Origin of the sequence: Streptomyces sp. UG1 (assembly GCF_049974585.1) — a bacterium.
GTDB lineage: Bacteria > Actinomycetota > Actinomycetes > Streptomycetales > Streptomycetaceae > Streptomyces.
In genome coordinates, this window is the sequence record NZ_JBNGGG010000001.1 from 135288 (window position 1) to 158995 (window position 23708).

The window sequence follows — 23708 nt, forward strand, 5'->3', positions numbered from 1 at the left end:
TTCGCCTGCGCGCCGATGCGCCACGTGGTCGGAAAACGCGAACACCGCTGTGACATGTCCGCGCTCCTCGACGCTGAGATCAGCGTGATCATTGACGTGACGTACGGGGAGGACTGAGACGTCGCCTCCCGTACGGTTATGGGACCCATCAGCCGGGAGTGCGCCGCGAGCCGGGACGCCGCTGGCGAGCCCTACGCGGTCGTGTTGCGCGAGCGAGGGCGCCCCCAGCCGGTCGCCGTCCTCAATATCGCATGGGCGCACGGCTACCTGGGCGTGTGGGCGTACGACGACCAGGGCCGCCGCACCCGCGAGCTCGACCTGCGCCGCCTGGAAGCCGGTCGGCTCTTCCTCCGCCACATCGCTCAGTGGCGATACGACACCGAGGACATGGCGGAGTTCGCGGACCGCGCGGGGCGCGTCCTGGTCGACCTCTACCCGGACGGCCGGGGCCGGAAGGTCTCCGAGCCGAAGGGGATCGGGGGCGGCTCACTGCACACCCTGGCCGATGTTCCGGACGAGCGGCGCTGGGAGCCGGCTCGAACATTCGGAGACTGGGCGTGGGCGGTGGCCATGGCGACCGAAGGGCGTCTGTCGGGTGTCTCCTTGCGGGACGCACCGGAGGCACCGGAGGCAGTGGAGGAGAGTCCGAACCAACGCGGTCCGGCGGAAAACCGGGAGCACGGTCATGCCACCGCCCCCGGGTGGCGTCCGCCCAGCCCTCTGCGCCCTCGCCACCTCGACGAGATGTTCACGCCCGGCACCCGGTTCTCCCCGCCGGACGACCACGCCACCGGCCCGTATGTCGTGCGTGTCATCGACACCGGGACGCTACGGCTGCCGACCGGCCGGATCGTCGCCTGCGATCCGGGCTGGCTGCATCCCGGCGAGCCGTTCACGGTGGCCGTACCGCCCGGCCGCTACCGCATGCAGATCGCGACCGCGGCCTGCCCGAGCGAGCACTGGGGAAAGCCGCTGCGCATGGAGGATGTCACCGGTGCGCGCATCCTCATCTCAGACAAACCCACCGCCCATTGGGAGATGGCGCTGCGTCCCGGTGAGGACCCGCGGACACTGCGGGAGGACGAGTTCTACGGCTTCGGCGTGGACACCGGCACCGGCTGCTTCGTCGACGCCGCGGCGGCCGGCAGGCTCACCGGCGGCGAGAACACCGTCCCGTACGACGACAGCGCCGACGGCATCCTGGTCCTGGACGACCCGGAGTCCGGGGGCAACCTCATCGTCTACCCGAGCGGCATGGGAGACGGCTGCTACCCGGTGTGGATCGGCCGGGACACCGACGGCGAGGTCACGTGTCTCGTCGCTGACATGCTGATCCTGCGCCATCAGGAGCTGCTGCCGAACCGATCCCAGCATGACTCGTAGCGGACTCAGGCAGGACTCGTGGGGGGCACAGCCAGCAGCTCAGTCGTCGTTTGCTTCGAAGCTCTCCTAGCTCTGGAACCAGTGGACGTCGAAGTAACGGGCGGTCGAGAAGGGGTGGTGCGGGTCGGTGAGCATGCGGTGGATGAACTCGGCGGTCGAGCCGTCGAATCGCTGCCACGAGTCTGGGAACTCCTCCGACATGACGACAGGCCACTTGTCCGGGTCGGGGCCCTCGGTGAGCCAGTAGAACTGGTCGGCCTGCTCGGAACCGGCCCACTCGAGCAGCCCGCCGGAAGCCGGGAACAGGGTGTACGGCTCCCACAGCCTGTTGCCGTGCGCCCGGGCCCATTCGGCCAGCCACTCGGTGTGCCGGACGATGTCGGCGCTCTTGCATGGCGCATCGGGTACGGAGAGTTGGAGGAAGCCGTCGAAGGCGCCATGACCGAAGAGCTCGGCCAGCCGGTCGCCGACGAGCGCCTGTGCCGGGACTGCCGCCGTGCGCGGGCCGGCGCGGAAGCGGGTTCGGTCCCTGCGGATCGGGCCGCGCAGGCCGTCGTACGGGGTGCGGCGGCTGTTCGTGCTGCTCTGCGAGGGGAGGTGGCGCTGTGATCGGTGAGGGTGTGGATTGTCGTAATACGGCGTGTTACCTTCCTGGTATGGCGAAGACCCGTATCTCCATCAGCCTCGACCCCGGTGATGCCGAACTCATCAGGGCTGTCGCGGCGGAGAACGGCCTGGACGTGTCGGCGTTCCTGGTCATGGCGGGGCGCAAGGAGGCGGTACGGCTGGCGCGGCTCGCGGAGTCCTTCGTCGGCATCGATGCCGCGATCGAGGCGGCCGAGGCGGAGGCGGAGGAGCTCGACTGGCCGCCCGAGGGCGGGGTCGACGAGGGGGAGGTCGCCCGGATCCAGGCGGAGATCGCCGCTGCCCGTGCTGAGTCGGCCGCGCGTCGCAGGGGTGCCGTCGCGTGAACTTGGGGTGTCCGACCTGCCCGGACCTCGACTCGCTCGGTGATGTCGTCTACGACGCGGGCATGCTCATCGCCCTCGCGGAGAAGAATCCGGGACTCGCCGTGGCCCGGCACCGTGAGTTCGGCAGGAACGGCCTTCCTGTCGTTCCCGCACCCGTCGTCGCGCAGGCGTGGCGAGGCGGTGCGAGCCAGGCCCGCCTCGCACGCGCACTCAAGGAGTGCGCCGTGGTGTGCTGCTACACCGACAGGGAGTGGCGGCGCGTCGGAGAACTGATCGGCCGGGCCGACCTGCCCGCCCGGAAGAAGCCCGACCCGGTGGACGGACTCGTCGCGCTCACCGCCCTGCAGGTCGGCGCGGCACTGGTCGCCACGTCCGATCCCGACGACATCGCGGCATATCTGAGGCAACTGCCTGGAGCTGAGTCCGTCATCCCGATGCGGGTGTGACCGTGGGCGTCGGCCCGGGAAGACGTGAAGGCCGGTTCCGAACAACGGTGCTGGTGCCGGTCGCCGCGTCGACGACGCGCAGGCCGTATTCGGTGGCGTAGGCCTTGCGCTGCACGTCGGGCGACCAGTCGACGGGCGTCGTCGAGACGTCGTGACCGGTGGTGATACTGGGTGCTCCTCAGGAAGGCGATCAGCGACAGCGGTGGCGCCGGCAACATGGCTGCCAAGGAGGTCTACGAAGCCTTGGTCAAGTACACCGGTGGGGTCAAGACTGTGGGCCTGTGCGCCGGTGGCGGCTGCGGGTTCGTGGTCGGAGGGAACGCCTCGACCTGTCTGATCGTCGCGCAGCTACCGAGCGGGGAATTCGTCCTTAATCGGACTGAGTCGGTCGGCGTCGACTTACCTACCATTGGCGGCAGCGTGGAAATCAACCTGCTGGCAGCCTGGGGTGTCGGCGTGAACGTAGGCATTGAGTTCGGGATCGGCGCGGAAAATTCCAAGGGGAAGCAAGGGGAAGAAAGTTTGGGCGGCTCGCGGAGGGGTTGAATACGGTGCAGAACTGGAAGTCTCCATCGGATACAATTTCACCGGCGCTGGCGGCATGAGCAAGGATGCCGTCGCCGGCTTGTTCAGCTGACGCCTGAAGGATGCCGCCCAGCGTTTTGAGACCTCACGAACGGGCGAAAATGAACCTTGCAGCGAAATTCAGTGACGACATCATTGTCAGGATGGGCTTCGCCCCCTTCATGCTGGTGGTTGGCCTTCTGGTCCTGACCAACTTCAGGGGGGTCATTGATTACGTCTACTTCAAGAGTCAGGGGGAGGCAGCCACCCCTGCCCGGGTAATCGTATTTCGTATAGGCGGCTCCTTTTGGGTGATCGCTGCAGTCACCTTGCTCATTGGGATCTGGTGACGGCTGGACCAATGGTCCGTCCTCACCCGGCGATAAATAAGCTCTTCCGAACTTGCCCGGATCGGGTGGTGACGCGGGGCTTCGGCGTTCTCGCGTGATGTCGGGCTTGCCGACCATATCGATGAACCGGTCCATGTGTGACGACCCTAACGAAGCGCCTTGGTTTCCCCGCGTGCAAACAGGCCGACAGAATCCACGGGAAGGATCAGCGGGAGTCCCGCGCCTTCATCGAGGGCGTCACGGTAGGCGGTCAGGTCGTCGGGTTCAGACGTCAGAATGATCGACTCGGGATGCCGGGAGGCGATGACCACCGCCATGGCGTCTACCGCGTCCGGTCGCTTCTTCTCCGGTAGTGACGCCTTCCCTGTCAGGGCTCCCGTGCGCTGTGCATCACTCGTCAGGTGACCGGCGGCGCAGGTGGCGCAGTTTCCCGCGATGGCGGCCGGGGTGCCGAACACCACGCTTTCCCGGACGACGGCTCCCAAGGGATTCCACGGGCGAGGGCGCCAGGCCTGTGCCAGGACCCCGAGAGGAATGATCGGCGGGTGCTCTTGCCGGGCGAGCCAGGCATGGAAGGCCGCGGCCTCCCGGTTCCTGTGGTCCTCCAGGGCGATGAGCATGCCCCTTGTCGTAGAGGAAGACCGTCGCGCGGCGTTTCCTCGCTGACGGTGTAGTGCGGCAAGGGCTGCCGTGATCCCCGTTCCTGCCGCCTCGATCTCCTGTTCCGTGGGCGGCGCCCAGTCCTCGGGCGGGGCGGCGGCCTCCATCGCCGCGTTCTCGGCGTCCATGGAGGCGAACCGGGCGTTGATCATGTCCTGCTCGGCGTTCTCTCTGGCCACGGCGCAGGCGATGTACTTGGACACGTCCATGCCGAGTCTGTCGGTGTTACGGAGAGGGCTCGGTCCTTCGGCGGGCCGACGGCGGAGCTGGGGGGTGGGGACACGGATACCCATTCCAGTCCCGGGCTGGATGCCGGGGACCTTCCTACCCACCCCCCATGGCCGCGAGTCCCTCACGATCTCCGTCCGGCCCATCACCGCGCACCGTATCCCGAGCCACTGACATCAACGCGCCGCCGGCCCGTGTCCGAAGGCCGCGTGGCAACGGCGTGGTGTCACCGTGCGCCGCGCGACTGAAGGACCTGGGCGGCGCTGTAGTCGCGGGCGCGGACATAGTTCTCGGCATGGTCGCTTCCCGCGTACGACCAGGGTTCGGCGCCGATGTAGCCGTCCACCAGGCGGAACTGCTCGACCGCCGCCTCGTATCGGTCCTGCCAGAACAACAGGCTCGCCAGGATGTGGCGCACCGGTGGGATTCGCGGATCGTGCGGGTTCGTCGCGGCCGCCATCGCGACGTCGGCCAGTGCCGCGTCCACGGCGGCGACGATCTCCGGGCGCTTGTAGTATTCGTCCTGGTCGAGGTCGTCGTGCGCGATCTCGTACTCGAAGTACGCGTACAGCGGCAGCACGCTCAGCAGCCCGCCGGGGGCACCCTTCGCGGCCCCGGCCTGTGCGAAGGACAGCGCCAGTTCGTGCGAGCCGCCCCACTTGGCGCACCAGTACTGGAGGGCGGCGGTGTGGGCGGCCAGGTGGTACGGGTCGCGCTTGTCGATCTCGGCCCAGAGCGCCTCGAAGGCGGCGTGCGGATAGCCGAGGCCCATGGCCAGGGGGATCTCTACGATGTATGGGCAGGGGTCGTCGTCGCCACCGAGCGTCTGCGCCTCCTTGCAGGCCCCGTGTGCCTGTTCCAGCACCCGGTGGAAGCCCGCGAACTGCTCCTCGGTGGTGTGCCGCGCCGTCTGCGAGCCGCGGATCTCCCAGGCCAGGTCGATGAGCGACTCGGCGTGCACCAGGGCCGCGCCGGGGTCCTGCGGATGGGCGGTACGCCAGGCAAGCAGCCAGGAGTCGTCCTTCGCCGCCTCGCCGGCCAGCAGGCTGGAGCGGCGGTCACGCTCCTGCCAGTCGCGGCCCGCCTCGGCCAGATACGCCGCACCCGCCTGCCAGTTCCCCGCTCGTACGGCCTCCAGAACGACCTCGACCCGTGGGTCGGGGGCGGCGGAGCGCTCGGTGTCGAGCTGCTCGGCGGGCAGAAAGCCCAGTTGGGCGGCGGCCTTCGCCAGGTCTCGGTCGCGGACGCGCTCGGTTGAGGATCTCCACCTGCGGTACCCGAACCAAACAGCGATGAGGATTCCGACGATCGGGATGACGCGGTCCATGGACCTTCCTTGAGTAGCAGGCGATCAGTAGGCGATCAGTGGGCGGGAGTCAACAGTTGGCGCAGCGCACGTGTGTCCGGTACGTCGGCGACGGCCGCGTCCAGCGCGGACTTCAGCCACTCCTCGTAGCCATCGGGCATACGCAGCTTCGCGGACTCGGTCCAGGACAGCTCCCAGTGCGCCCAGCCGCGTCGTACCAGCTCATCGGAGACCAAGCCGGACAGTGCCGTACGGATTCCCGGGCGGGCGAACTCCCGCGCCGCCCGGCCCGTCGCGCTCGCGGCCTCCTCCGACGTGGGCAGCCGCTCGGCCATCTGCCACAGTCGGCCCGCGTCGATCGCGTCCAGCGTGGCCTGGAGTGAGCCGTCGCCACCGTGCACGTCACGCACGGCCTGCCGGAACGGTTCGGCGGACTCGGCCGCGTACTGTGCCATCGACGCGTGCACCAGCTGTGGCCAGTCCGCGGCCCGCCGTAGCTGCCGCGCCGCGGGCGACAGCGCCGCGTGCTCGACCTCGACGAAGGCGCGGGCCGGGTCGGTGAGCAGGGCCAGCGCCGGGCGCGCGCCGGCCAGGCCCCGTCCGTCGTAGGGCAGTTGCTCGATGCGGGCGATCCGGTCGGCGATCGGCGGGTGGGAGTCGTATGCGGAAGGCTCCTCCCTCGGCACCGACCTGCGCATCTCCGCCAGCTCTCCGGCACGCGCGGCGAGCAGATGACGCAGGCCGCCGAAGACCTCTCCGGGTGGCGGCAGCATCCCGGCGCTGGTGCCGAGGGTCGCGTACGACTGCATGTAGAAGCCGAATGCCGCGTCGAGTACCGGGATCTCGCGGAGCGCCGACGAGGTGGCGTCGCGGCCCGCGATCCGGGCGGCGGCGAGGTCGGCGGCGTACTCCTGCTGCCGCATGGTGCCGAGCATGCCGCGGATGTAGAGGTGTCCGTACGCCTTGAAGGGCACGGCCGCGAGCCGGTAGCTCAAGCCCGCGAAGCCGGAGTCGACCTCCCGGGCCTCCTTGCCCTTGGCCACCCGCCTGGCCTCCTTCTTCTCCAGCCGTGCCTGCTCCTTGGCGGCCTTCTTGGCGGAGCGCTCATGGAGCGCGGCGACGGTGCGGGTCACCTGGGTCCAGCCGCGTCGGTTGATCGCGGAGAGCCGGGTGTCGTGGTTGCTGTAATGGCCGAACTCATGGGCCAGGACGGCCGTCAACTGCGGCTCGCTGAGCCCGGTCATCAGCGGCAGGCCGATGAGCAGCCGCCGTTTGCCGGGCCGCAGCCCGAGCAGCCGGGCGTCCTCCGAGACGGCCGCGTTGACCTCGGCCACCAGATGGATCTCATCGGGTGCGCGGGTCCCGGTCTGCTCGGCCAGCGAGCGCACGAGGGCCCACAGCTCGGGCTCCTCCTGGTCGGTCACCCGTACCCCGCCCGGGTCCTCGCTGCGCGGCGCGCGCAACGTGAACATGCCCTGCACGATGGGGAACGCGAGGAGGGCGGACACGATCCAGATCTTGAGGTAGGCGGTGCCGGTGGTGGACTGCGCGGCGGCCCAGTCGATGGCGACGAGGGCGCCGAGCAGGATGAAACCGAGCAGGTAGAAACCGGCGAGCAGGACGAGAGCGCGCGTGGCTCCCAGAGTGGCTCCCATTGCGGGCAGAACTCCCCCAGGGTGTGGTGCGGAAAGCGGTGTGGGGGATGCGGGCGGGAGTATGACCCACCGCCGGATGTGGCGGCAAGCGCTTTCGCATAGCGGTCGATACGCACAAACCGATGGCAGACCGGGCCAAACCGCAAAGCCGATCCCCGGCGCAGCCGGGTCCGGACGGCCACCACGGGTGGACCGACGACGAGGACCCGCGCTCCCCGCGGGACCGGGGCCGGCTGGCGGGAAGGTCCGGAAAGGAGGCGCTGCGAGACCTGGATGTTGACCGCGGCGCTGGCCGCGGTGTGCTTCGCGTCGCCCGCGTAGCGGACGACGTAGCCCACTCAGCCCGCGGTGTCCGCGCGGTCGGTGCGGGACGGACTCGGGGCCTGCAGCGTGAGGGTGGACTCAACCCTCTTGCTGCTGTCCGGTGCCCAGGCCGGGCCGGCGTCCCGGAGCGTGGTGCTTCGGCCGCCACCAGCATGTCCGGGGCGCCGGGAGAGGAGGCGGCCGGCCAACGATGAGGCGTGGCCGCGTCGTCGGCGGACGCGGGCACGCCTCCAGTCAGTGTCAGGCCGCCCACACCTCCGCGTCGTCGGCCGGGACGGTGGTGGCCAGGCCCAGTTCCTTGCGGGCTGCGACCGTCTTGTTCGGGTCGATGCCGGAGAAGGCCGAGTCGTAGGCGATGTAGAACGCGTCGGCGTCGGCGGCGTTCGCGGCCTTCTTCCAGTGCCCGGCCGTCTTCGCAAGCTGCTCGCGGAGCTTGCCGACCTCCGTGCCGTCGATGCCCTTCAGGCCCTTGAGGTGCGTGTCGAGGGCGGCCGCGACGGCCTTGGCCTGCGCCTTGTAGCCGGGCAGGTCCTCCGCGGCGTCGTCCTTCTCGGGCTGGTTCGCCCACAGGGCGTCGTAGACGCCGTTCGAACCCTTCAGGAACGTGATCTGCTCGGGCTTCAAGGTCTTCGCGGTGTTCAGCGAGCCGCTGAACTTGCCCGATTCCTTGGCGTAGGTGCAGCTCACGGCGCGGTCGCCGGTCGCCCAGCTCTCCGCGGTCGGGTGGTAGTAGAAGACCTCGACCCCCTTGGGCAGCGCCCAGGTGTCCGGGGCGAACTTCGCCGCCTCGACCGGGCAGCGCTCGTCGGCGATCGCCGAGACCTCCTCGTCACCGGGGTAGCTCTTCTCCCCGGTGATCTTGAAGTCGGCCGCGACCTGACCCGTGTGGGACTCCTCGCAGGGCACGATCTCGACGAGCAACTCCTCGCCCTCGCCCTTGGTGTTCGGGTTGAAGCAGTCCCCGACTTCCAGTGAGAACACCGAGCGCTGGCGGGCCACCTTCTTGGCGCCCTCCTTGGTGCTGTCGACCGCGTCCGAGACCGTCGAGCACCCCACCGCGCCGATCGCGAGCAGGGCGACTACGGCAGATATACCGCGAAAGGGGCGATGCGGGGTACGGCTTGCCATGGCGTGTACATCCTCTTATGAGAACTTTATGGGGGATGGCGTGCGCATCGTATCCATTCGCTCCGACCTCTCCGACCCGCGGTGAGCCGCAATGGTTGTACCCCACGGGCAGTTGTACGAAGTTGGCGCCATCTCGCTGCGGATGAGCCCGAATACGGCGCTTTGTCCGGTGAGTTGACCTGAACGAACCCCGCCTGTTAGCCGTCTTGCCTGGTTGAGGGGGCTCGCAACCGATGACACGCACGACCGCTGATACGGGGGGACATTCCGCCAATGGGGCAGCACGTCAAGAAGCCGATACGTCCGCAGTGGCCTCGGTCGGGGGGCGTCGAAGGCCGGAGCCGGCTCCGTGGCCGCCGCGGCCTCGCGCGGACCGGTCTGGCCGGTGTCGCCCTCACCGCCGTGATGCTCGCATCCGGGGCCGCCGTCGCGTACTGGCACGGCGGCCGTGCCGACGACCGGGCAGTCGCCGACAACGCGGGGGACATGCTGGAGGCGCCCACCGCCGAGGCCGACGCCCCGCCCGCCGCGGAGCCGAGCACCGGCCGCCCCTCCGAGAGCCCCAGCGCCTCGCCCTCGTCCTCACCCTCTCCCTCCCCGACCCCCTCCAACTCCCCGTCGCCCACGACCGGCACCATCGACATCCCGGCCACCGGCCCCGGCACCTTCACCACCGCACAGGCCGACGGGTCGGCCGTCGGCACCGGCGGTCGCGTCCGGCGCTACAAGGTGATGGTCGAGGGCGGCATCGATGTCTCCGCGAGCGCGGCCGCCGAGGAGATCTCCGCGGTGCTCGCCGACCGGCGGGGCTGGACCCGCGACGGCGTGAACTCCTTTCAGCTCGTCAGCTCCGGGTCGTACGACTTCGTCGTGAAGATCGCCACCCCCGGCACGGTGGACCGCATCTGCGGAGCCGCGGGGCTGCTGACGCGCGGTGAGGTCAACTGCAGCGTGGGCACGGATGTCGTGGTCAACCTCAAGCGGTGGGTGCTGGGTTCGCCGGAGTTCGACGGGCCCATCGGGGAGTACCGCGCGCTGATCATCAACCACGAGGTCGGCCACCGCATCGGCCACGGCCACGAGGGCTGCCCGGGCCCGGGACGGCCGGCCCCCGCGATGATGCAGCAGATCAAGGGCCTCGACGGCTGTGTCGCCAACGCCTGGCCCTACGATCGCGACGGCCGCTACCTGGGCGGGCCCGCCGTTCCCTGAGATACGGCACATGCGGTGCCTCGCGGACGCGCCAGGCGCCGAAAGGTTGTACGAGTTCGGTGACTTCACCGTGTGCGAATGAACACGCCCGGTACCCGTGATGCTCATGACGTGACGTCCGCTGGGTCAGCGGGAGGACCGGTGGGAGTCCTGCCGCTGACCGACTGAATGGGTGGGGACCCATGAGCACAGTGGACAGGCGCGCCCCGCGCGCACGAGAGATGCGCCCGTACGCGGCGGCCTTCGTCGCCCGCGTCACCGCACGCAACCGTTTGCCGCTGGACTACTCCGTGGCCAGCCTGCGCATCGTCGACTTCCTGATCGACGGGCTGCGCAAGGGCGGCGCCGACCGGGAGCGGGCGCGCGAGACGCTGTTCGGTCTCGGGGCGTACGTCGGTGAGGTGCTGGTGCGCCGCGCGGGGGCGGTGTGGGAGGAGTTCGACGCCGACCAGCGCGCCTACTTCGGCCAGCCGGTCGGGGTGCGCATGCCGGACGGGCGGCGCTGGAATCCGCTGGGCAAGGTCCACAACCGCTTCGACGCCGGCGGCCCCGGGGAGTCGCTGCACGCCTTCTATCTGACCCTGCACGGGCGGGCGCGGAGGGCCGTGGCATGAGAAGGCGCCTCGTCGCGATGACCGTGTTCGCCGTCTCCGTCGCACTCACGGGATGCTCGACGGACCACGCGCCGCCCTCCGGGCCGAGCCACCCGTCCGCCGCACCCGCCGCCGAGCCCGAGCCCGCTCCCGAGACCCCCGCCGACTTCCTCGCCCTGGCCGAGGCGGCGATGGCCGCGGAGGACGGCTGGCGGTTCACCGTGCGCGGGAGCGAGGAACTGCTCCTGCGTGGGCAGAAGAGCGGCGCGACCTACTCGGCGCGGGTGCACCGGACCACCGGCGACCCGTGGGCGCTGCACTCCACCGGCAGCATCCGCAGCAGCAAGGGCGTGACCAGGTCCGAGGAGATCTACGTCGTCGACGGCACCGGGTACGTCAAGGAGGGCGACGCCGCCTGGCGGCACGGGCCCCTGTCCGACCCGGAGATCGCGGACAAGGTCGAGGATCCGGTCGCCGCGCTGGACGCGTTCGGCGACTACGGCGACGCGGTCTCCCTCGCCGTGTCGGACCGGCGGGTCGAACTGCGCGTGCGTACGACGCCCGCCGCGCTGACCGCCGTACGTGACCAGGCCGTCGTACGCAAGGCCCTGCGGGAACTCGCCCCGACCCTGGAGCAGTTGCGCGCGGCCGGTGTCACCGCGCCGGAGAGCGGGATCACGGTGGAGCGCGCCGAGGAGTCGCTCGTCCTCGACCCCTCGACGTATCAGGTCACTTCGCACACCTTCCGGTGCGTCTTCCGCATCCCGTACGGGAGCGGGGCCATCCGCTACGGCCAGGACGTGACCGAGCGGACCTCGGGGCCGTCCGGGGAGGCCGTCGTGCCGCCGGAGGGCGTGGAGTGATGGCCGCCCTGTGACACTTCCGTGCGGATCGGCGCTGTTGACCGTGGAGGAACGTGGGCAGCGGTGGCCACATCGCAGGGTGTGGATTCGCCACGAACCGGTACGGACGAGGACAGTTCTTGGGCCAGGGAGGGAAACCCCGCCGCGTGCGCGATCACGACGGGGAATTGGGCGCGGCCGTCGCGCGGGCTCAGGAAGGTGACGAGGCCGCGTTCGCGGTCGCGTACCGGCTGGTGCAGCCCGCCCTGCTCGGCTACCTGCGCGGGCTGGTCGGGGAGGACGCGGAGGACGTGGCCTCGGACGCCTGGCTGGAGATCGCCCGGGACCTCGGCCGGTTCAAGGGCGACGGGGCCGGGTTCCGGGGCTGGAGCGCGACCATCGCCCGGCACCGGGCGCTGGACCATCTGCGCCGGCAGAAGGTACGGCCGCGGCCGGCGCCGCTGGAGCAGGACGTACTGCTGGACCTGCCCGGTCCGCACAGCACGTACGACCAGGCGCTGGAGTCGATCTCCACCGACGCCGCCCTGGACCTGGTACGCGGGCTGCCGCGGGACCAGGCCGAGGCGGTGCTGCTGCGGGTGGTCGTCGGCCTCGACGCACGGTCCGCGGCCCGCGTCCTGGGCAAGCGCCCGGGCGCGGTGCGCACGGCCGCGTACCGGGGCCTGAAGCGCCTGGCCAAGCAGCTCGGCGCCGAAGGTGTGACGGATGACGGCCCCAGGACGCTGGGGGAATCGAAATGAACAGTGAGCGTGACGGCGGTGACCGGGGCGGCACATCGGCGCCTCGGTGAGGTGGAACCGTGTACGCGGTGAGTCGTACGGGGCGTGAAGGACGTACAGGCTCTACGAGCGTGCGGGTCTGCGCGGTCAGGTACGTCACGTGGATCGCGTACGGCATGTGCATGACGTGTCGCGCACAAGATGCATACAGATCAGGTCGGACAGGAACGGGAAACGGACATGGGTGAACGGCAGAGCGGCGGTGGGTCCACCGGCCGTCGGCGTGTGCACCCTGACGGCATGGCGTCCGGCCCCGCCCTCGCACTGGACGACGCCGAGCTGGAGGCGCTGCTCGCCGCCGCCGTACTGCGCGGGCACCGCGTGGACAGCGAGGGCGAGCAGCGGGCGGTGGCCGCGTTCCGGGCGGCCCGGGACTCGGGCGCACACCAGGCGGCGCGCACCCGGCGCCGGGACGACTGGCGGCCCCGCGAGCGGCGGCTGGCGCTGTCGGTGCGGACCACGCTCTCCCTGATCCTCGCGAGCCTCACGCTGGGCGGGGTCGCGTTCGCGGCGATCGGCTCGACCGGCTCCTCGGGCGAGTCCGACGGCGAGGGCGGGCCCACCCCGTCCAGCAGCGCTCCCGGTCGGCCGACCGCCGAGGCGTCCTCCGCCGGGTCCGCCGCCGAGCAGCCCGGCCGTCCGGACACCGCCCAGGACACCGAGGCCAGGTGCCGTGCCTACGACCAGGTCAAGGGCCAGGGCAAGGCCCTGGACGCCACGGCCTGGCAGCGGCTCGTCACGGCGGCGGGCGGCGAGGACAAGGTGGCCGCGTACTGCGCCGAGCAGCTCGCCCGAGCGGCGACGAGCAGGCCGAGCCAGGCCGCCACACCGGGCGGCGGCGCGGCGGGCGCGACGAACGGCGCCGGCAACGGGGACAGCGGCGGCGCCGGCAACGCACAGAGCGGCGCGGACAACGCGGAGAGCGGCGCGGACAACGCACAGAGCGGCGCGGACAACGCGGAGAGCGGCGCGGACAACGGCGCGCGCGGCGACCAGGGTGACCAGGGCAACCAGGCCGACAATGCTCCCGAGAACACCAGGAAGAACTGAGTTCCAGAGGGAATGACCTGAGGGGATGACCTGAGGGAACGACCACCCTCGCACGCCCCGATGTACTCACCCGTCGGGCCGCGAACCCTGCGCCGAGGCAACGGCCGGGGCCGCCACCCCCCACAGGAGAGGCCCCGGCCGTCGCGCGGCACGGGCCGCGCGGCGGCCCGTACTCTCTACAGCGTCATGGCTGCGTTTTCTGTCACACCTGCGCGGACACTCCGGGGGTTCCCGGGTAGTTGCATGTTGTACGGACATGGACGAGCGGCGGTTTCAGGCCGTAACGTGCCTTTCGCGCCGACGGCGGAGGCGACCAGGCCACCGCACGACCTGCGGTCTTGAAGCCGCAACCATTGATCGAGGAACCACGACGGCGAGAACCCGGTCCGCGAGAGCGGCGCCGGTTTAGGCGCAAAATAAGGGGCATCGAGTGCTCGGGGACGACGCGGAGCTGACCGCCGCGGTGCTTGCGGCACAGGACGGGGACGAGACCGCGTTCCGGACTGTGTACCGCTCCGTACACCCGCGGCTGCTCGGGTACGTGCGGACGCTGGTCGGCGACCCGGACGCCGAGGACGTCGCCTCGGAGGCGTGGCTGCAGATAGCGCGTGACCTGGAGCGGTTCAGCGGGGACGCGGACCGCTTTCGCGGCTGGGCGGCGCGGATAGCCCGCAACCGCGCGCTGGACCACATACGCATGCGCGGCCGCCGTCCCGCGATCGGCGGCGACGAGACGGAGCTGACCGGGAAGGCCGCCGAGTCCGACACCGCGGGCGAGGCCATCGAGGCTCTTGCCACCGACGGCACCCTCTCCCTCATCGCGCGGCTGCCGCAGGACCAGGCCGAGGCGGTCGTCCTGCGCGTGGTCGTGGGCCTCGACGCCAAGACCGCCGCGGAGACGCTGGGCAAGCGGCCGGGCGCCGTACGGACGGCCGCGCACCGTGGCCTGAAGCGGCTCGCCGAGCTGCTCGGCGACGATCCGGAATCGACCGGGGTGCTCGACGCCCTGCCTCCCCAGCGAGAACCGCGCGGCCGTGCGGTGACGTCCGCGAGTGTGACGCATATGCGCTCGCGGACGCAGAAGGATGTGTGATGGCCGACGAGCTGAACAGGTGGCTGGACCGCGAAACGGCGGAGCGTTTGCTGAGCGGAGAGTCACTGGAAGCTGTCGACGCGGCCGATCGCGACCAGGCCGAACGACTGGCCAAGACGCTTGAGGCGCTGACCGCCGAACCCCCGCCGACCAGCGAGGAACTCCCCGGAGAGGCCGCGGCGCTGGCCGCGTTCCGCATCGCCCGCAAGGGCCGGGAGGGGACCGCGCAGGACGCTCCCGCCACGGTCGGCGACCGCCCCGGACCGCCCGACTCCGACGCCGCCGACGCCGGCCTCGTCCGCCTCGGCCGCCCGGCCCGCGCAGCCCGCCGCCCTCGCTGGGCCCGTCCCGCACGGCTCGGTCTCGCCGCCGCGCTGGCCGTCGGCATGGTCGGCGGTGTCGCCGTCGCGGCCGGAACCGGAGTCCTGCCGACGCCGTTCGACCGCGACGAACCGGCCCGCCCGGCCGCCACCGTCTCGGCACCGGCGCCGACGGATCGCCCGCTCATCTCGCCGTCCCCCGGGATCGGCGGGCAGGACGAGCCCACCCCCGACGGCGGCTCGAGCGCCCCCGCCGGCCCCGGCGCCCCCGAGGACACGGCGGCACCCGGCGGCTCGGCCACGGACCGCGACTCCGCCTCCGGGAACCGGGAGAAGTCCGGCGGCTGGTGGAAGGCCGTCACCGCCTCCTGCCGCGACGTCCGCGACGGCAAGCCGCTGACCGGCGACCGCCGCCGCGCCCTGGAGAACGCCGCGGGCAGCTCCGCACGCGTGTGGAAGTACTGCAAGAACGTCCTGAGCGGCGCCGGCGAGAGCACCCGGTCCCGGTCCCAGCGGGACGGTGAAGACAACGCCGGCCAGGACAAGGGCCGCGACCAGGGCGACGACGACCAGGACAAGGACCGCGGCAGGGACAGGCACAGGGGCGACGAGGACGAGGGTGACCCGCGCGGTCGGCACGGCCGCGACGGCCACCGCACGCAGGGCGCCGCGCGGCTCCACTCGGCCGTGACCGCCCTGCAGCCTGCGCGCACGCCCACCGCAAGCCTCTGACCTGCGATTTTATAACTCGCGGAAAATTCTTCGGCGCGAGAGTGACGTTTTCGGCCGCGGCGGCGCTGATGAGAGTGAGCCGACTGGTCATCGGCCGTCGCACAGAGCCGGGGTTCCCCCCGTACCTGCGGCTCGTGCATCGGCGCGGGCGGGACACGTTCCCCCGGTCCCGCCCGCGCCCCATCTCCGTATCCCGCCCCTCACCAGTGGACGACGACCTTGTCGCCGGTCCGCACCTGGGCGAACATCTGCGAGATCGCCCGCTCGTCCGCCACGTTGACGCAGCCGTGCGAGGCACCCGCGTAGCCCCTGGCCGCGAAGTCGGACGAGTAGTGCACCGCCTGGCCGCCGCTGAAGAACATCGCGTACGGCATCGGCGAGTCATAGAGCGTCGACACATGGTGCCGCGACTTCCAGTAGACGCTGAACACACCCTCCCGGGTCGGTGTGTACTCCGACCCGAACCGCACCGGCACCGTCGCGACCGTCCGCCCGTCGATCATCCAGCGCAGGGTCCGGCTCGACTTGCTGATGCACAGCACCCGGCCGTCCAGACACCGCGCGTCCGGCGCGTCGGCGGGCTGCCCGCCCATCAGGTACAGATCCCACTTGCCGGGCTCGCGCGTCATCTTCAGCAGCCGCTGCCAGGTGACCTCGTCGGTCTTCCCCGTCTTCGGCAGCCCGCGCTTGCCCTGGAAGCCCCTGACCGCCCGCTCGGTGAGGTCGTCGTACGTCCCGGTCGGCCCGTCGAAGAGCCAGGCGATCTGCCGCAGCCTGGCCTGGAGCTCGCGCACGTCCCGGCCCGTGTCGCCGCGCTGCCACAGCACGGCGGGCGCCGCCGGCGGGGGCGGCGTCGCGCTCGGCTTGGCGTCGGGCGGCGCGGACTTCGGGGACGGTGTGCCGTCCGGCAGCTCTATGCGGATCGGCGAGTGCCGCTCGCCGTCCGAGGCCTGCACCGAGCACCCGCACAGCACCGCGAGCACGGCGCCCGAGGCGCACACCGCAGCCGTTCTCCTCATGCCCCTGATACGCATCCCCGCCCCCGGTCGTCTCACCACGGCCACCGGCCACCGGCCACCAGCGACCGGCGACCGGCGACCGCACCGATCTCACCTGAGATGTTCCCCGCGCGTGACCGGTCGCGAACTACGCGGCATCGTGGGACACAGGGAGGGGTGACCACGGCAACGCGGGAGGTACCCACCATGGCGCGCGAGTCGGAGTCCGGACTGCCCATCGAGCCGGTCTACGGACCGGACGCGCTGACCGACTGGGACCCGGCCGAGAAGCTGGGCGAGCCGGGCTCGTACCCCTTCACCCGTGGCGTGTATCCCTCCATGTACACGGGCCGCCCGTGGACCATGCGCCAGTACGCCGGCTTCGGCACGGCGACGGAGTCCAACGCCCGCTACCGCGATCTGATCGCGCACGGCACGACGGGCCTGTCGGTCGCCTTCGACCTGCCCACCCAGATGGGCCACGACTCCGACGCCCCGATCGCGCACGGCGAGGTCGGCAAGGTGGGCGTGGCGATCGACTCGGTCGACGACATGCGGGTGCTGTTCGGCGGGATCCCGCTGGACAAGGTGTCGACGTCGATGACGATCAACGCCCCCGCGGCCCTGCTGTTGCTGCTCTACCAGTTGGTCGCGGAGGAGCAGGGCGTCGGCGCCGACCGGCTGACCGGCACGATCCAGAACGACGTGCTCAAGGAGTACATCGCGCGCGGGACGTACATCTTCCCGCCCAAGCCCTCTCTGCGTCTGACCGCGGACATCTTCAAGTACTGCAGGGCCGAAATCCCGAAGTGGAACATGATCTCGATCTCCGGCTACCACATGGCCGAGGCGGGCGCGTCCCCCGCGCAGGAGATCGCCTTCACCCTCGCGGACGGCATCGAGTACGTCCGTACGGCGGTCACGGCGGGCATGGACGTCGACGACATCGCCCCCCGCCTGTCCTTCTTCTTCGTGGCCCGTACGACGCTCCTCGAAGAGGTCGCCAAGTTCCGCGCGGCGCGCAGGATCTGGGCGCGGGTGATGCGGGAGGAGTTCGGCGCGAGGAACCCCAAGTCCCTGATGCTGCGCTTCCACACCCAGACGGCCGGCGTGCAGCTCACGGCCCAGCAGCCGGAGGTGAACCTGGTCCGGGTCGCGGTGCAGGGCCTGGCGGCGGTGCTCGGCGGCACGCAGTCCCTGCACACCAACGCCTTCGACGAGGCGATCGCGCTGCCGACGGACAAGTCGGCCCGTCTGGCACTGCGGACCCAACAGGTACTGGCGTACGAGACGGACGTGACGGCGACCGTCGACCCCTTCGCCGGCTCCTACGCCATCGAGAAGATGACGGACGACGTGGAGGAGGCGGCCGTCGACCTGATGCGGCGGGTCGAGGATCTGGGCGGCGCGGTCGCGGCCATCGAGCACGGCTTCCAGAAGAACGAGATCGAGCACAGCGCGTACCGGATCGCCCAGGAGACGGATTCCGGGGAGCGGGTCGTGGTCGGCGTCAACCGCTTCCAGCTCGACGAGGAGGAGCCGTACGAGCGGCTGCGCGTCGACCCGGCGATCGAGACCCAGCAGGCGGAACGGCTCGCGAGACTGCGGGCGGAGCGGGACCAGGGGGCGGTGGACGCGGCGCTGGCCGCGCTGAGGAAGGCGGCCGAGGGGGAGGAGAACGTGCTGTACCCGATGAAGGAGGCGTTGCGGGGGCGGGCGACTGTGGGGGAGGTGTGCGGGGCGTTGCGGGAGGTTTGGGGGAGTTATGTGCCGAGTGATGCGTTCTGAGCTGGGCGATTACTCCGTACGGGTGATCATGGGCGGAGTCCGCCCATTCCCGGTTACTCTCGTGAAGAGTGCTCCCGAAAGGAGGTTGCCGTGGCTGTGATAGAGCGCGAGATGACGATCGCTGAGGCCGCCGACCGTGTCTCCAGCTGGCTGCCCGGACACCGCGTGGAGATTATTCGAGGGAGCCTCATCGTGTCACCGCCGCCGGATGAGCCGCATCAGGGAACGGTGTTCGAGGTCGGCTATGAGTTCCGGCGGGCCGGGGCCAAGGAAGCCGGTCTCAAGGTTCGCCCTGGTATCGGCCTCTGGTTGCCGACGGGGCCGGCGGATTACGCGATTCCGGATTTGTCGATCGTCGAGGCTGACATCGGTGACGCACTCGTCCGGAAGAACTGTTACGCCCCCCACGTCTTCCGGATGGTGTTGGAGGTGACCTCCTCCAACTGGTCTAACGACACGCTCAGCAAGCCCGAGGTCTACGCTGAAGCTGGCATCCCTGTCTATGCCGTCGTCGACCGAAATCACGACGAGGTCCTCCTCTACACCGACCCAGCCGACGGCAAGTACCCCGCCCCCCTCCGCTACAAGCGAGGCCAGACCGTCCCCATCCCCGAATCCGTAGGCGTCACCCTCGACCTCTCCGTCGACACCCTCCTCGACGGCGACGACTAGCGAAGCCCGAACCGGACCAGGTAGTCCCTCAGTCCGGCCACCTGGTCCCCGGCCCACCCCACATAACCGTCCGGCCGTACGACGAACACCCCGCAGCCGTACGACTCCTGCGCCTCCCCTCGCACCACCCGCACCGCCCCCGGCACCCCAGGCACCCCCACACCCACCGCCACCACCGTCCAGTGCGGCCCCCGAAACGCATCGAACAGCCGCACGCCACCCACCACCCCATCCGGCGCCCGATCCCCGGCCCGAACCGCCGCCGCCACCACCTCCCGCGTCTCCACAGTCAGGCTCGACTCCCTATACCCCAGCCCCAGTTGACGCGTAGCGTCCCCGCGCCGCACCTCCCCCCGATGCACGCCCGTCGACAGCCCCAGCACCCCCGCCGCGACAGGCCGCCGCTCCTCCTCATACGTGTCCAGCAGAGCCCCGCCCGCCCCGTCCCGCAGCACCGCCCCCAGCTTCCACCCCAGGTTGTAGGCGTCCTGCACACTGGTGTTGAGCCCCTGCCCGCCCGCCGGTGAGTGCACGTGCGCGGCGTCCCCCGCGAGGAACACCCGCCCGTCCCGGAACCGGTCCGCGAGGGCCGCCCGGGGCATGAAGTTCGAGGCCCACCGCACCTCGGTCACGTCCTCCGGCGCCAGATGGGAACGCGCGCCGACGACCCTGCGTACGCCCGACAGGGAGATGTCCACCGACGTCCCCTCCGCGAACCGGGCCGCGACCTGGAAGTCCTCCGTCCCCGCGAGCGGGCAGACGGCGAGGAAGCCCTCACCCTCCCCGCGTGGCGGGAAGAGATGCCAGTTGTCCCGGTCGAGGCCGGTGATCCTGACGTCCGCCACCAGCATCGGGCTCGGGTCCACCGTCTCGCCGGTCATGCCGATGCCGAGGGCCCGGCGCACGGCCGAGCGGCCGCCGTCCGCGGCGACGACGTACCGCGCGCGGATGCTCCCGCCGTCCGCGAAGCCCACGCTCACCCCGTCCTCGTCCTGCGCGATCCCGGTGGCCTCCCGGCCGAAGGCGACCTTCCCGCCCAGCTCCTCCAGTCGCGCGTACAGCACCTCCTGCGTCCGCCACTGCGGGACCATCCACGGCTCGCCGTACGGCGAGTCCTCGGTCACCTCGGCCGGGTCGAACATCTGGTGCTCACCCATCCGCTTCCCGTCCTGCCAGATCATCCCGACCGGATAGCTGCCGCCGGCCGCACGGATCGCGTCGAGTACGCCCAGATCGTCGAAGACCTCCATCGTGCGCGGCTGGATCCCCTTGCCGCGCGACCCCGGGAACAGTTCCTCGGCCCGCTCCACCACCAGCGCGTCCACCCGGCGGCGGGCGAGATCGATCCCGAGCGCGAGGCCGGTCGGGCCCGCCCCCACGATCAGTACTTCCACAAACAGATCATCCCGATTCATACCAATCTCCCTTAACGTTGTTAAGCGCCGCCTGAGCAGGAGGCTGCCCTTAACGCCGTTAAGCTGTCAAGCATGACCACGGACCGACGAGCCCCCCTCGACCGCACCCGCGTCGCGGACACCGCCCTCGAGCTCCTGAACGAGGCCGGCCTGGACGGACTGACCCTGCGCGCCATCGCCGGACGGCTCGACGTCAAGGCGCCGGCCCTGTACTGGCACTTCAAGGACAAGCAGGCGCTGCTGGACGAGATGGCGACCGAGATGTACCGCCGGATGGCCGCCGCAGCCCCCCTCGACCCCGCGGACACCTGGCGGGAACGCCTGCTGAAGTCCAGCCGCGGACTGCGCACGGCGCTGCTCGGCTACCGCGACGGGGCCAAGGTGTTCAGCGGCTCACGCTTCACCGGCATCGTGCACGCCGAGCAGATGGAGGACACCCTGCGCCTCTTCACGGCCGCGGGCTTCACCCTCGCCCAGGCGGTCCGCGCGACCTCGACGACGTACTTCTACACCCTCGGCTTCGTCACGGAGGAGCAGGGCGTCGAGCCCATGGCGGGCGAGCGGCGGGAGGGGTACGACGTGGGCGAGCGCGCCCGGCTGATGGCCGACCACCCCTTGTCGGCCCGGGCCGGCGCGGAGATCTTCGCCGACTTCGAGGCGCACTTCGAGGAAGGCCTTGCGGTGGTGATCGACGGGATCGGGGCGCGGTACGGGATCAGGTGACCGTTACTTTTCGTTCACCTGGTAGTTGGCAGGGAGTTGATGTGCCGCGTCGAACATCTTCTACGGTCGCAGGGATCCGCCCCGGAGAGAGCCCAGGTGTACGCGTGACCAACCGCCCCCCCACCCTGTCCGTGATCGTCCCGTGCTACAACATCGAGTCGTACGTACCCGAGACGGTGACCAGCCTGGTCAACAACGAGCGGGACGACTTCGAGTTCATCTTCGTCGAGGACCGGTCCACCAAGGACAAGACATACGAAGCGCTGCTGACGCTGACGAAGAGACTCAACAACAGCCGGGTGATTCGGCACGAGCAGAACGGCGGACTGGCCACCGCGCGCAACACCGGGATCGACGCCTCCGAGGGCCGCTACCTCACCTTCCTCGACGGTGACGACTGGCTGGCGCCGGGCTATCTCGCGGATCTGGTGGACGCCGTCGAGCGGTTCGACGTCGACTTCGTACGGACCGACCATGTGCAGGTCACGGGCATCGAACGGACCGTGCACCGGGCGCCCGAGGGCCGCCGGCACACCCCGCTCGACCCGCGCAGCTCGATCCTCCCGGTCGACGACACGACCATGGTCGACTACCCGTACGCCTGGGCCGGCGTCTACCACCGCCGCCTCCTCGACAAGGGCATGCTGCGCTTCCACGACGGACTGAAGACCGCCGAGGACCGCCCCTGGATCTGGGACCTGCACCGCAGGGCCGACTCCTACGCCGTCGCCAGCCTGCACGGCGTCTTCTACCGCCGGGGCGTGGCCAGCTCGCTGACCCAGATCGGCGATGTGCGCCAGCTCGACTTCTTCCGCTCCTTCGACCTCGTCCTCGCCGAGCTCGCCGACGACCCCGAGGCGGGCAGGCTGCGCAAGAAGGCGCTGCGCAACTACTGCGTCGTCATCGCCCACCAACTGCTCAGCCGCGGCCGCTTCGAACGCAGCATCGCCGCCAGGCTGAAGCAGATGGCCGCCGAGGCGCTGGGCAGGATGTCGGAGGACGAGCTGGAAGAGGCCCTCGTCGGGATGGGCGAGGAGCGGGTGTACATGCTGCGCCGGATACGGGGCGGTATGAAGGGAGTGGCGGCATGATCCAGATCTTCTTCTCGGCCACGCAGTACGCGGCCGCGACCGTCACCGCCGCCATCCGGGCCGGCCAGTTCGGCCCGCGCGAGGGCGTCCGCCGCATCCTGGTCGTCAGCAACACCGCCGCGATCCCCGAGGTCGGCACCCCGCTGGACAAGATGGCCGGCTTCGAGAAGCTGCGCCCCGAGTTCGACGAGGTGCGCTCCTGGAACGAGTTCATCTCCCCGCACCACCCGGCCGGCTGGTCCCCGCGCGGCCAGGACACCCTGCTGTGGGAGAAGGCCGTACGGCTGGCGTGGAACCTGGGCGACGAGCCCGTGGAGATCGCCTGCGAGTCCATCCAGGCCAACCCCTCCCGCGCGGTCGCCGACATCTTCGCCGACAGCCCGATCCATGTGTACGCGGACGGCCTGATGAGCTACGGCCCCACCCGCAACCGCATCCCGCACGGCATGAGCAGCCGTATCAAGCGCGTCCTGCACCTCGACCTGGTGCCGGGCCTGACGCCCATGCTCCTGTCCGAGTACGGCGTCGAGCCGGAGGCCGTACCGAACGAGGCGATCGTCGACGTCCTCGCGCAGATCGGCGAGTCCGGCGCCGGCATCCTCGCCGAGCGCCTGCCCGCCGACCACTCGCCCACCGCCGTCCTCCTCGGCCAGTACCTCTCGGCCATCGACCTGATCACCCAGGACGAGGAGGAGCGGCTGCACATCCGCTTCCTGCGCGCCGCCGCCCGGGCCGGTCACCAGGACGTCCTGTTCAAGCCGCACCCGAGCGCGCCCGCCGTCTTCAACGAGTCCCTGGAGGCGGTCGCCAAGGAACTCGGCGTCACGCTCACGGTCCTCAACGAGCCCGTCCTCGCCGAGACCGTCTTCGCCTACCTGAAGCCGAAGCTCGTCGTCGGCTGCTTCTCCACCGCGCTGATGACCGCAGCCGCCTTTTACGGCATCCCGGTCGCCCGCGTCGGCACGGACCTGCTCCTCGAACGCATCACCCCGTACGAGAACAGCAACCGCATCCCGCTGACCATCATCGACGCGGCCCTGCCCGACGCCGAGAACGCCGCCGAGCTGGGCTCCCCGCTCGAACTCGCCGGGATGGCCGAGGACCTGGCCCCGCTGGTGCGCAGCGTCGGCTACTGCATGCAGTCCCGCAAGCACCACGCGATGCGCGATGAGGTGACCGCCTGGCTCGGCGCCAACCTGGACCGGTACCAGCACTACTTCAAGCGCCGCCGCCTGACCAGCCTGCGCCTGCCCGGCGGCAGCCCGGTGCGCGCGGAGGCGCTGCGCCGGCATCCGGCGGTGCGCAAGGCCGTGCGGCAGCTCCGGTCGACGGCCGCCCGCAAGTAACACGCGGACGTAAGAAGG

Annotated in this window: 25 protein-coding genes; 17 read left to right on the top strand and 8 right to left on the bottom strand. The window is 70.6% G+C overall.

Translation table 11 applies throughout. The annotated features are described in order from the left end of the window. The first annotated feature begins 138 nt into the window (after positions 1–138). Positions 139–1383 carry a DUF4241 domain-containing protein gene (locus ACP4J3_RS00580; RefSeq protein WP_426529122.1) on the top strand — a complete coding sequence of 415 codons (1245 nt, stop codon included), beginning with the start codon at positions 139–141 and terminating at the stop codon, positions 1381–1383. 66 nt (positions 1384–1449) lie between these two features. On the opposite strand, the gene ACP4J3_RS00585 is transcribed toward ACP4J3_RS00580, so the two are convergent. Further along, the gene (locus tag ACP4J3_RS00585; RefSeq protein WP_426529124.1) at positions 1450–1584 is read right to left on the bottom strand and encodes a hypothetical protein; all 135 of its coding nucleotides are present in this window, start codon (positions 1582–1584) and stop codon (positions 1450–1452) included. A 237-nt stretch (positions 1585–1821) separates the two neighbouring features. On the opposite strand from ACP4J3_RS00585, the gene ACP4J3_RS00590 reads away from it, so the two are divergent. The 4 genes from ACP4J3_RS00590 (at position 1822) to ACP4J3_RS00605 (ending at position 3346) form a co-directional block, all read left to right on the top strand. Continuing rightward, entirely contained in the window at positions 1822–1992 is a 171-nt protein-coding gene (locus ACP4J3_RS00590; RefSeq protein WP_426529126.1) for a hypothetical protein, read from the top strand. A gap of 47 nt (positions 1993–2039) precedes the next feature. Next, positions 2040–2354: a hypothetical protein gene (locus ACP4J3_RS00595; protein ID WP_426529128.1), complete on the top strand. Its 315-nt coding sequence runs from the start codon at positions 2040–2042 to the stop codon at positions 2352–2354. Continuing rightward, positions 2351–2800, top strand: a complete 450-nt coding sequence (locus ACP4J3_RS00600; RefSeq protein WP_426529130.1) for a hypothetical protein — start codon at positions 2351–2353, stop codon at positions 2798–2800. The genes ACP4J3_RS00595 and ACP4J3_RS00600 overlap by 4 nt, the downstream gene beginning before the upstream one ends. Positions 2801–2971: 171 nt before the next feature. After that, positions 2972–3346: a hypothetical protein gene (locus ACP4J3_RS00605; RefSeq protein WP_426529132.1), complete on the top strand. Its 375-nt coding sequence runs from the start codon at positions 2972–2974 to the stop codon at positions 3344–3346. 83 nt (positions 3347–3429) lie between these two features. Here ACP4J3_RS00605 and ACP4J3_RS00610 read toward each other — a convergent pair whose 3' ends face one another. The 5 genes from ACP4J3_RS00610 to ACP4J3_RS00630 all read right to left on the bottom strand — a co-directional run bounded on the left by ACP4J3_RS00610 (position 3430) and on the right by ACP4J3_RS00630 (position 9015). Next, positions 3430–3849, bottom strand: a complete 420-nt coding sequence (locus ACP4J3_RS00610; protein WP_426529134.1) for a hypothetical protein — start codon at positions 3847–3849, stop codon at positions 3430–3432. An 11-nt stretch (positions 3850–3860) separates the two neighbouring features. Further along, positions 3861–4583 (bottom strand): hypothetical protein, encoded by a 723-nt coding sequence (locus tag ACP4J3_RS00615; protein WP_426529136.1) that lies wholly within the window; start codon positions 4581–4583, stop codon positions 3861–3863. 245 nt (positions 4584–4828) lie between these two features. Continuing rightward, entirely contained in the window at positions 4829–5929 is a 1101-nt protein-coding gene (locus ACP4J3_RS00620) for a hypothetical protein (protein WP_426529138.1), read from the bottom strand. Positions 5930–5964: 35 nt separating this feature from the next. Further along, positions 5965–7563: a M48 family metallopeptidase gene (locus ACP4J3_RS00625; protein WP_426529140.1), complete on the bottom strand. Its 1599-nt coding sequence runs from the start codon at positions 7561–7563 to the stop codon at positions 5965–5967. A gap of 564 nt (positions 7564–8127) precedes the next feature. Further along, positions 8128–9015 carry a septum formation family protein gene (locus tag ACP4J3_RS00630; protein ID WP_426529142.1) on the bottom strand — a complete coding sequence of 296 codons (888 nt, stop codon included), beginning with the start codon at positions 9013–9015 and terminating at the stop codon, positions 8128–8130. Between the two features lie 273 nt (positions 9016–9288). Between ACP4J3_RS00630 and ACP4J3_RS00635 the strand changes: the two genes are divergently transcribed. From ACP4J3_RS00635 to ACP4J3_RS00665, 7 genes are all read left to right on the top strand, one after another. Next, positions 9289–10227, top strand: coding sequence for a DUF3152 domain-containing protein (locus tag ACP4J3_RS00635; protein ID WP_426529144.1), 939 nt, complete (start codon positions 9289–9291; stop codon positions 10225–10227). A 182-nt stretch (positions 10228–10409) separates the two neighbouring features. Then, positions 10410–10841 (top strand): hypothetical protein, encoded by a 432-nt coding sequence (locus ACP4J3_RS00640; RefSeq protein ID WP_426529146.1) that lies wholly within the window; start codon positions 10410–10412, stop codon positions 10839–10841. Continuing rightward, positions 10838–11683 (top strand): hypothetical protein, encoded by an 846-nt coding sequence (locus ACP4J3_RS00645; RefSeq protein ID WP_426529148.1) that lies wholly within the window; start codon positions 10838–10840, stop codon positions 11681–11683. Before ACP4J3_RS00640 ends, ACP4J3_RS00645 begins: the two co-directional genes overlap by 4 nt. 119 nt (positions 11684–11802) lie before the next feature. Then, a complete protein-coding gene (locus ACP4J3_RS00650) occupies positions 11803–12423 on the top strand; it encodes an RNA polymerase sigma factor (protein ID WP_426529150.1) in 621 nt (206 codons plus the stop codon). 279 nt (positions 12424–12702) lie between these two features. Next, entirely contained in the window at positions 12703–13512 is an 810-nt protein-coding gene (locus tag ACP4J3_RS00655) for a hypothetical protein (protein ID WP_426529152.1), read from the top strand. A gap of 430 nt (positions 13513–13942) precedes the next feature. Continuing rightward, positions 13943–14605: an RNA polymerase sigma factor gene (locus ACP4J3_RS00660; RefSeq protein WP_426529154.1), complete on the top strand. Its 663-nt coding sequence runs from the start codon at positions 13943–13945 to the stop codon at positions 14603–14605. Next, positions 14605–15657: a hypothetical protein gene (locus ACP4J3_RS00665; protein WP_426529156.1), complete on the top strand. Its 1053-nt coding sequence runs from the start codon at positions 14605–14607 to the stop codon at positions 15655–15657. The genes ACP4J3_RS00660 and ACP4J3_RS00665 overlap by 1 nt, the downstream gene beginning before the upstream one ends. 200 nt (positions 15658–15857) lie before the next feature. Here the strand turns inward: ACP4J3_RS00665 and ACP4J3_RS00670 are convergent, their stop codons facing one another. Next, a complete protein-coding gene (locus ACP4J3_RS00670; RefSeq protein WP_426529158.1) occupies positions 15858–16676 on the bottom strand; it encodes a L,D-transpeptidase family protein in 819 nt (272 codons plus the stop codon). A 186-nt stretch (positions 16677–16862) separates the two neighbouring features. Between ACP4J3_RS00670 and ACP4J3_RS00675 the strand changes: the two genes are divergently transcribed. Then, entirely contained in the window at positions 16863–18443 is a 1581-nt protein-coding gene (locus tag ACP4J3_RS00675; protein WP_426529160.1) for an acyl-CoA mutase large subunit family protein, read from the top strand. A 90-nt stretch (positions 18444–18533) separates the two neighbouring features. Further along, the gene (locus ACP4J3_RS00680; RefSeq protein WP_426529162.1) at positions 18534–19115 is read left to right on the top strand and encodes a Uma2 family endonuclease; all 582 of its coding nucleotides are present in this window, start codon (positions 18534–18536) and stop codon (positions 19113–19115) included. Here ACP4J3_RS00680 and ACP4J3_RS00685 read toward each other — a convergent pair. Further along, positions 19112–20530 (bottom strand): FAD-dependent oxidoreductase, encoded by a 1419-nt coding sequence (locus tag ACP4J3_RS00685; RefSeq protein ID WP_426529164.1) that lies wholly within the window; start codon positions 20528–20530, stop codon positions 19112–19114. The two genes, ACP4J3_RS00680 and ACP4J3_RS00685, sit on opposite strands and share 4 nt — an antisense overlap. 72 nt (positions 20531–20602) lie before the next feature. On the opposite strand from ACP4J3_RS00685, the gene ACP4J3_RS00690 reads away from it, so the two are divergent. From ACP4J3_RS00690 to ACP4J3_RS00700, 3 genes are all read left to right on the top strand, one after another. After that, positions 20603–21253: a TetR/AcrR family transcriptional regulator C-terminal domain-containing protein gene (locus ACP4J3_RS00690; RefSeq protein ID WP_426529166.1), complete on the top strand. Its 651-nt coding sequence runs from the start codon at positions 20603–20605 to the stop codon at positions 21251–21253. A gap of 104 nt (positions 21254–21357) precedes the next feature. Continuing rightward, complete coding sequence (locus tag ACP4J3_RS00695; RefSeq protein WP_426529168.1) at positions 21358–22344, top strand: glycosyltransferase family 2 protein; 987 nt, start codon at positions 21358–21360, stop codon at positions 22342–22344. Continuing rightward, positions 22341–23690 carry an alpha-2,8-polysialyltransferase family protein gene (locus ACP4J3_RS00700; protein ID WP_426529170.1) on the top strand — a complete coding sequence of 450 codons (1350 nt, stop codon included), beginning with the start codon at positions 22341–22343 and terminating at the stop codon, positions 23688–23690. Before ACP4J3_RS00695 ends, ACP4J3_RS00700 begins: the two co-directional genes overlap by 4 nt. Positions 23691–23708: the final 18 nt, after the last annotated feature.

Bases quoted from the DNA above. Each gene is read 5' to 3' on its own strand.
- ACP4J3_RS00580 (WP_426529122.1), top strand. From the start codon at position 139: ATGGGACCCATCAGCCGGGAGTGCGCCGCGAGCCGGGACGCCGCTGGC.
- ACP4J3_RS00585 (WP_426529124.1), bottom strand. From the start codon at position 1,584: ATGTCGGAGGAGTTCCCAGACTCGTGGCAGCGATTCGACGGCTCGACC.
- ACP4J3_RS00590 (WP_426529126.1), top strand. From the start codon at position 1,822: ATGACCGAAGAGCTCGGCCAGCCGGTCGCCGACGAGCGCCTGTGCCGG.
- ACP4J3_RS00595 (WP_426529128.1), top strand. From the start codon at position 2,040: ATGGCGAAGACCCGTATCTCCATCAGCCTCGACCCCGGTGATGCCGAA.
- ACP4J3_RS00610 (WP_426529134.1), bottom strand. From the start codon at position 3,849: ATGGACCGGTTCATCGATATGGTCGGCAAGCCCGACATCACGCGAGAA.
- ACP4J3_RS00615 (WP_426529136.1), bottom strand. From the start codon at position 4,583: ATGGACGTGTCCAAGTACATCGCCTGCGCCGTGGCCAGAGAGAACGCC.
- ACP4J3_RS00620 (WP_426529138.1), bottom strand. From the start codon at position 5,929: ATGGACCGCGTCATCCCGATCGTCGGAATCCTCATCGCTGTTTGGTTC.
- ACP4J3_RS00625 (WP_426529140.1), bottom strand. From the start codon at position 7,563: ATGGGAGCCACTCTGGGAGCCACGCGCGCTCTCGTCCTGCTCGCCGGT.
- ACP4J3_RS00630 (WP_426529142.1), bottom strand. From the start codon at position 9,015: ATGGCAAGCCGTACCCCGCATCGCCCCTTTCGCGGTATATCTGCCGTA.
- ACP4J3_RS00635 (WP_426529144.1), top strand. From the start codon at position 9,289: ATGGGGCAGCACGTCAAGAAGCCGATACGTCCGCAGTGGCCTCGGTCG.
- ACP4J3_RS00640 (WP_426529146.1), top strand. From the start codon at position 10,410: ATGAGCACAGTGGACAGGCGCGCCCCGCGCGCACGAGAGATGCGCCCG.
- ACP4J3_RS00645 (WP_426529148.1), top strand. From the start codon at position 10,838: ATGAGAAGGCGCCTCGTCGCGATGACCGTGTTCGCCGTCTCCGTCGCA.
- ACP4J3_RS00655 (WP_426529152.1), top strand. From the start codon at position 12,703: ATGGCGTCCGGCCCCGCCCTCGCACTGGACGACGCCGAGCTGGAGGCG.
- ACP4J3_RS00665 (WP_426529156.1), top strand. From the start codon at position 14,605: ATGGCCGACGAGCTGAACAGGTGGCTGGACCGCGAAACGGCGGAGCGT.
- ACP4J3_RS00670 (WP_426529158.1), bottom strand. From the start codon at position 16,676: ATGAGGAGAACGGCTGCGGTGTGCGCCTCGGGCGCCGTGCTCGCGGTG.
- ACP4J3_RS00675 (WP_426529160.1), top strand. From the start codon at position 16,863: ATGGCGCGCGAGTCGGAGTCCGGACTGCCCATCGAGCCGGTCTACGGA.
- ACP4J3_RS00685 (WP_426529164.1), bottom strand. From the start codon at position 20,530: ATGAATCGGGATGATCTGTTTGTGGAAGTACTGATCGTGGGGGCGGGC.
- ACP4J3_RS00690 (WP_426529166.1), top strand. From the start codon at position 20,603: ATGACCACGGACCGACGAGCCCCCCTCGACCGCACCCGCGTCGCGGAC.
- ACP4J3_RS00700 (WP_426529170.1), top strand. From the start codon at position 22,341: ATGATCCAGATCTTCTTCTCGGCCACGCAGTACGCGGCCGCGACCGTC.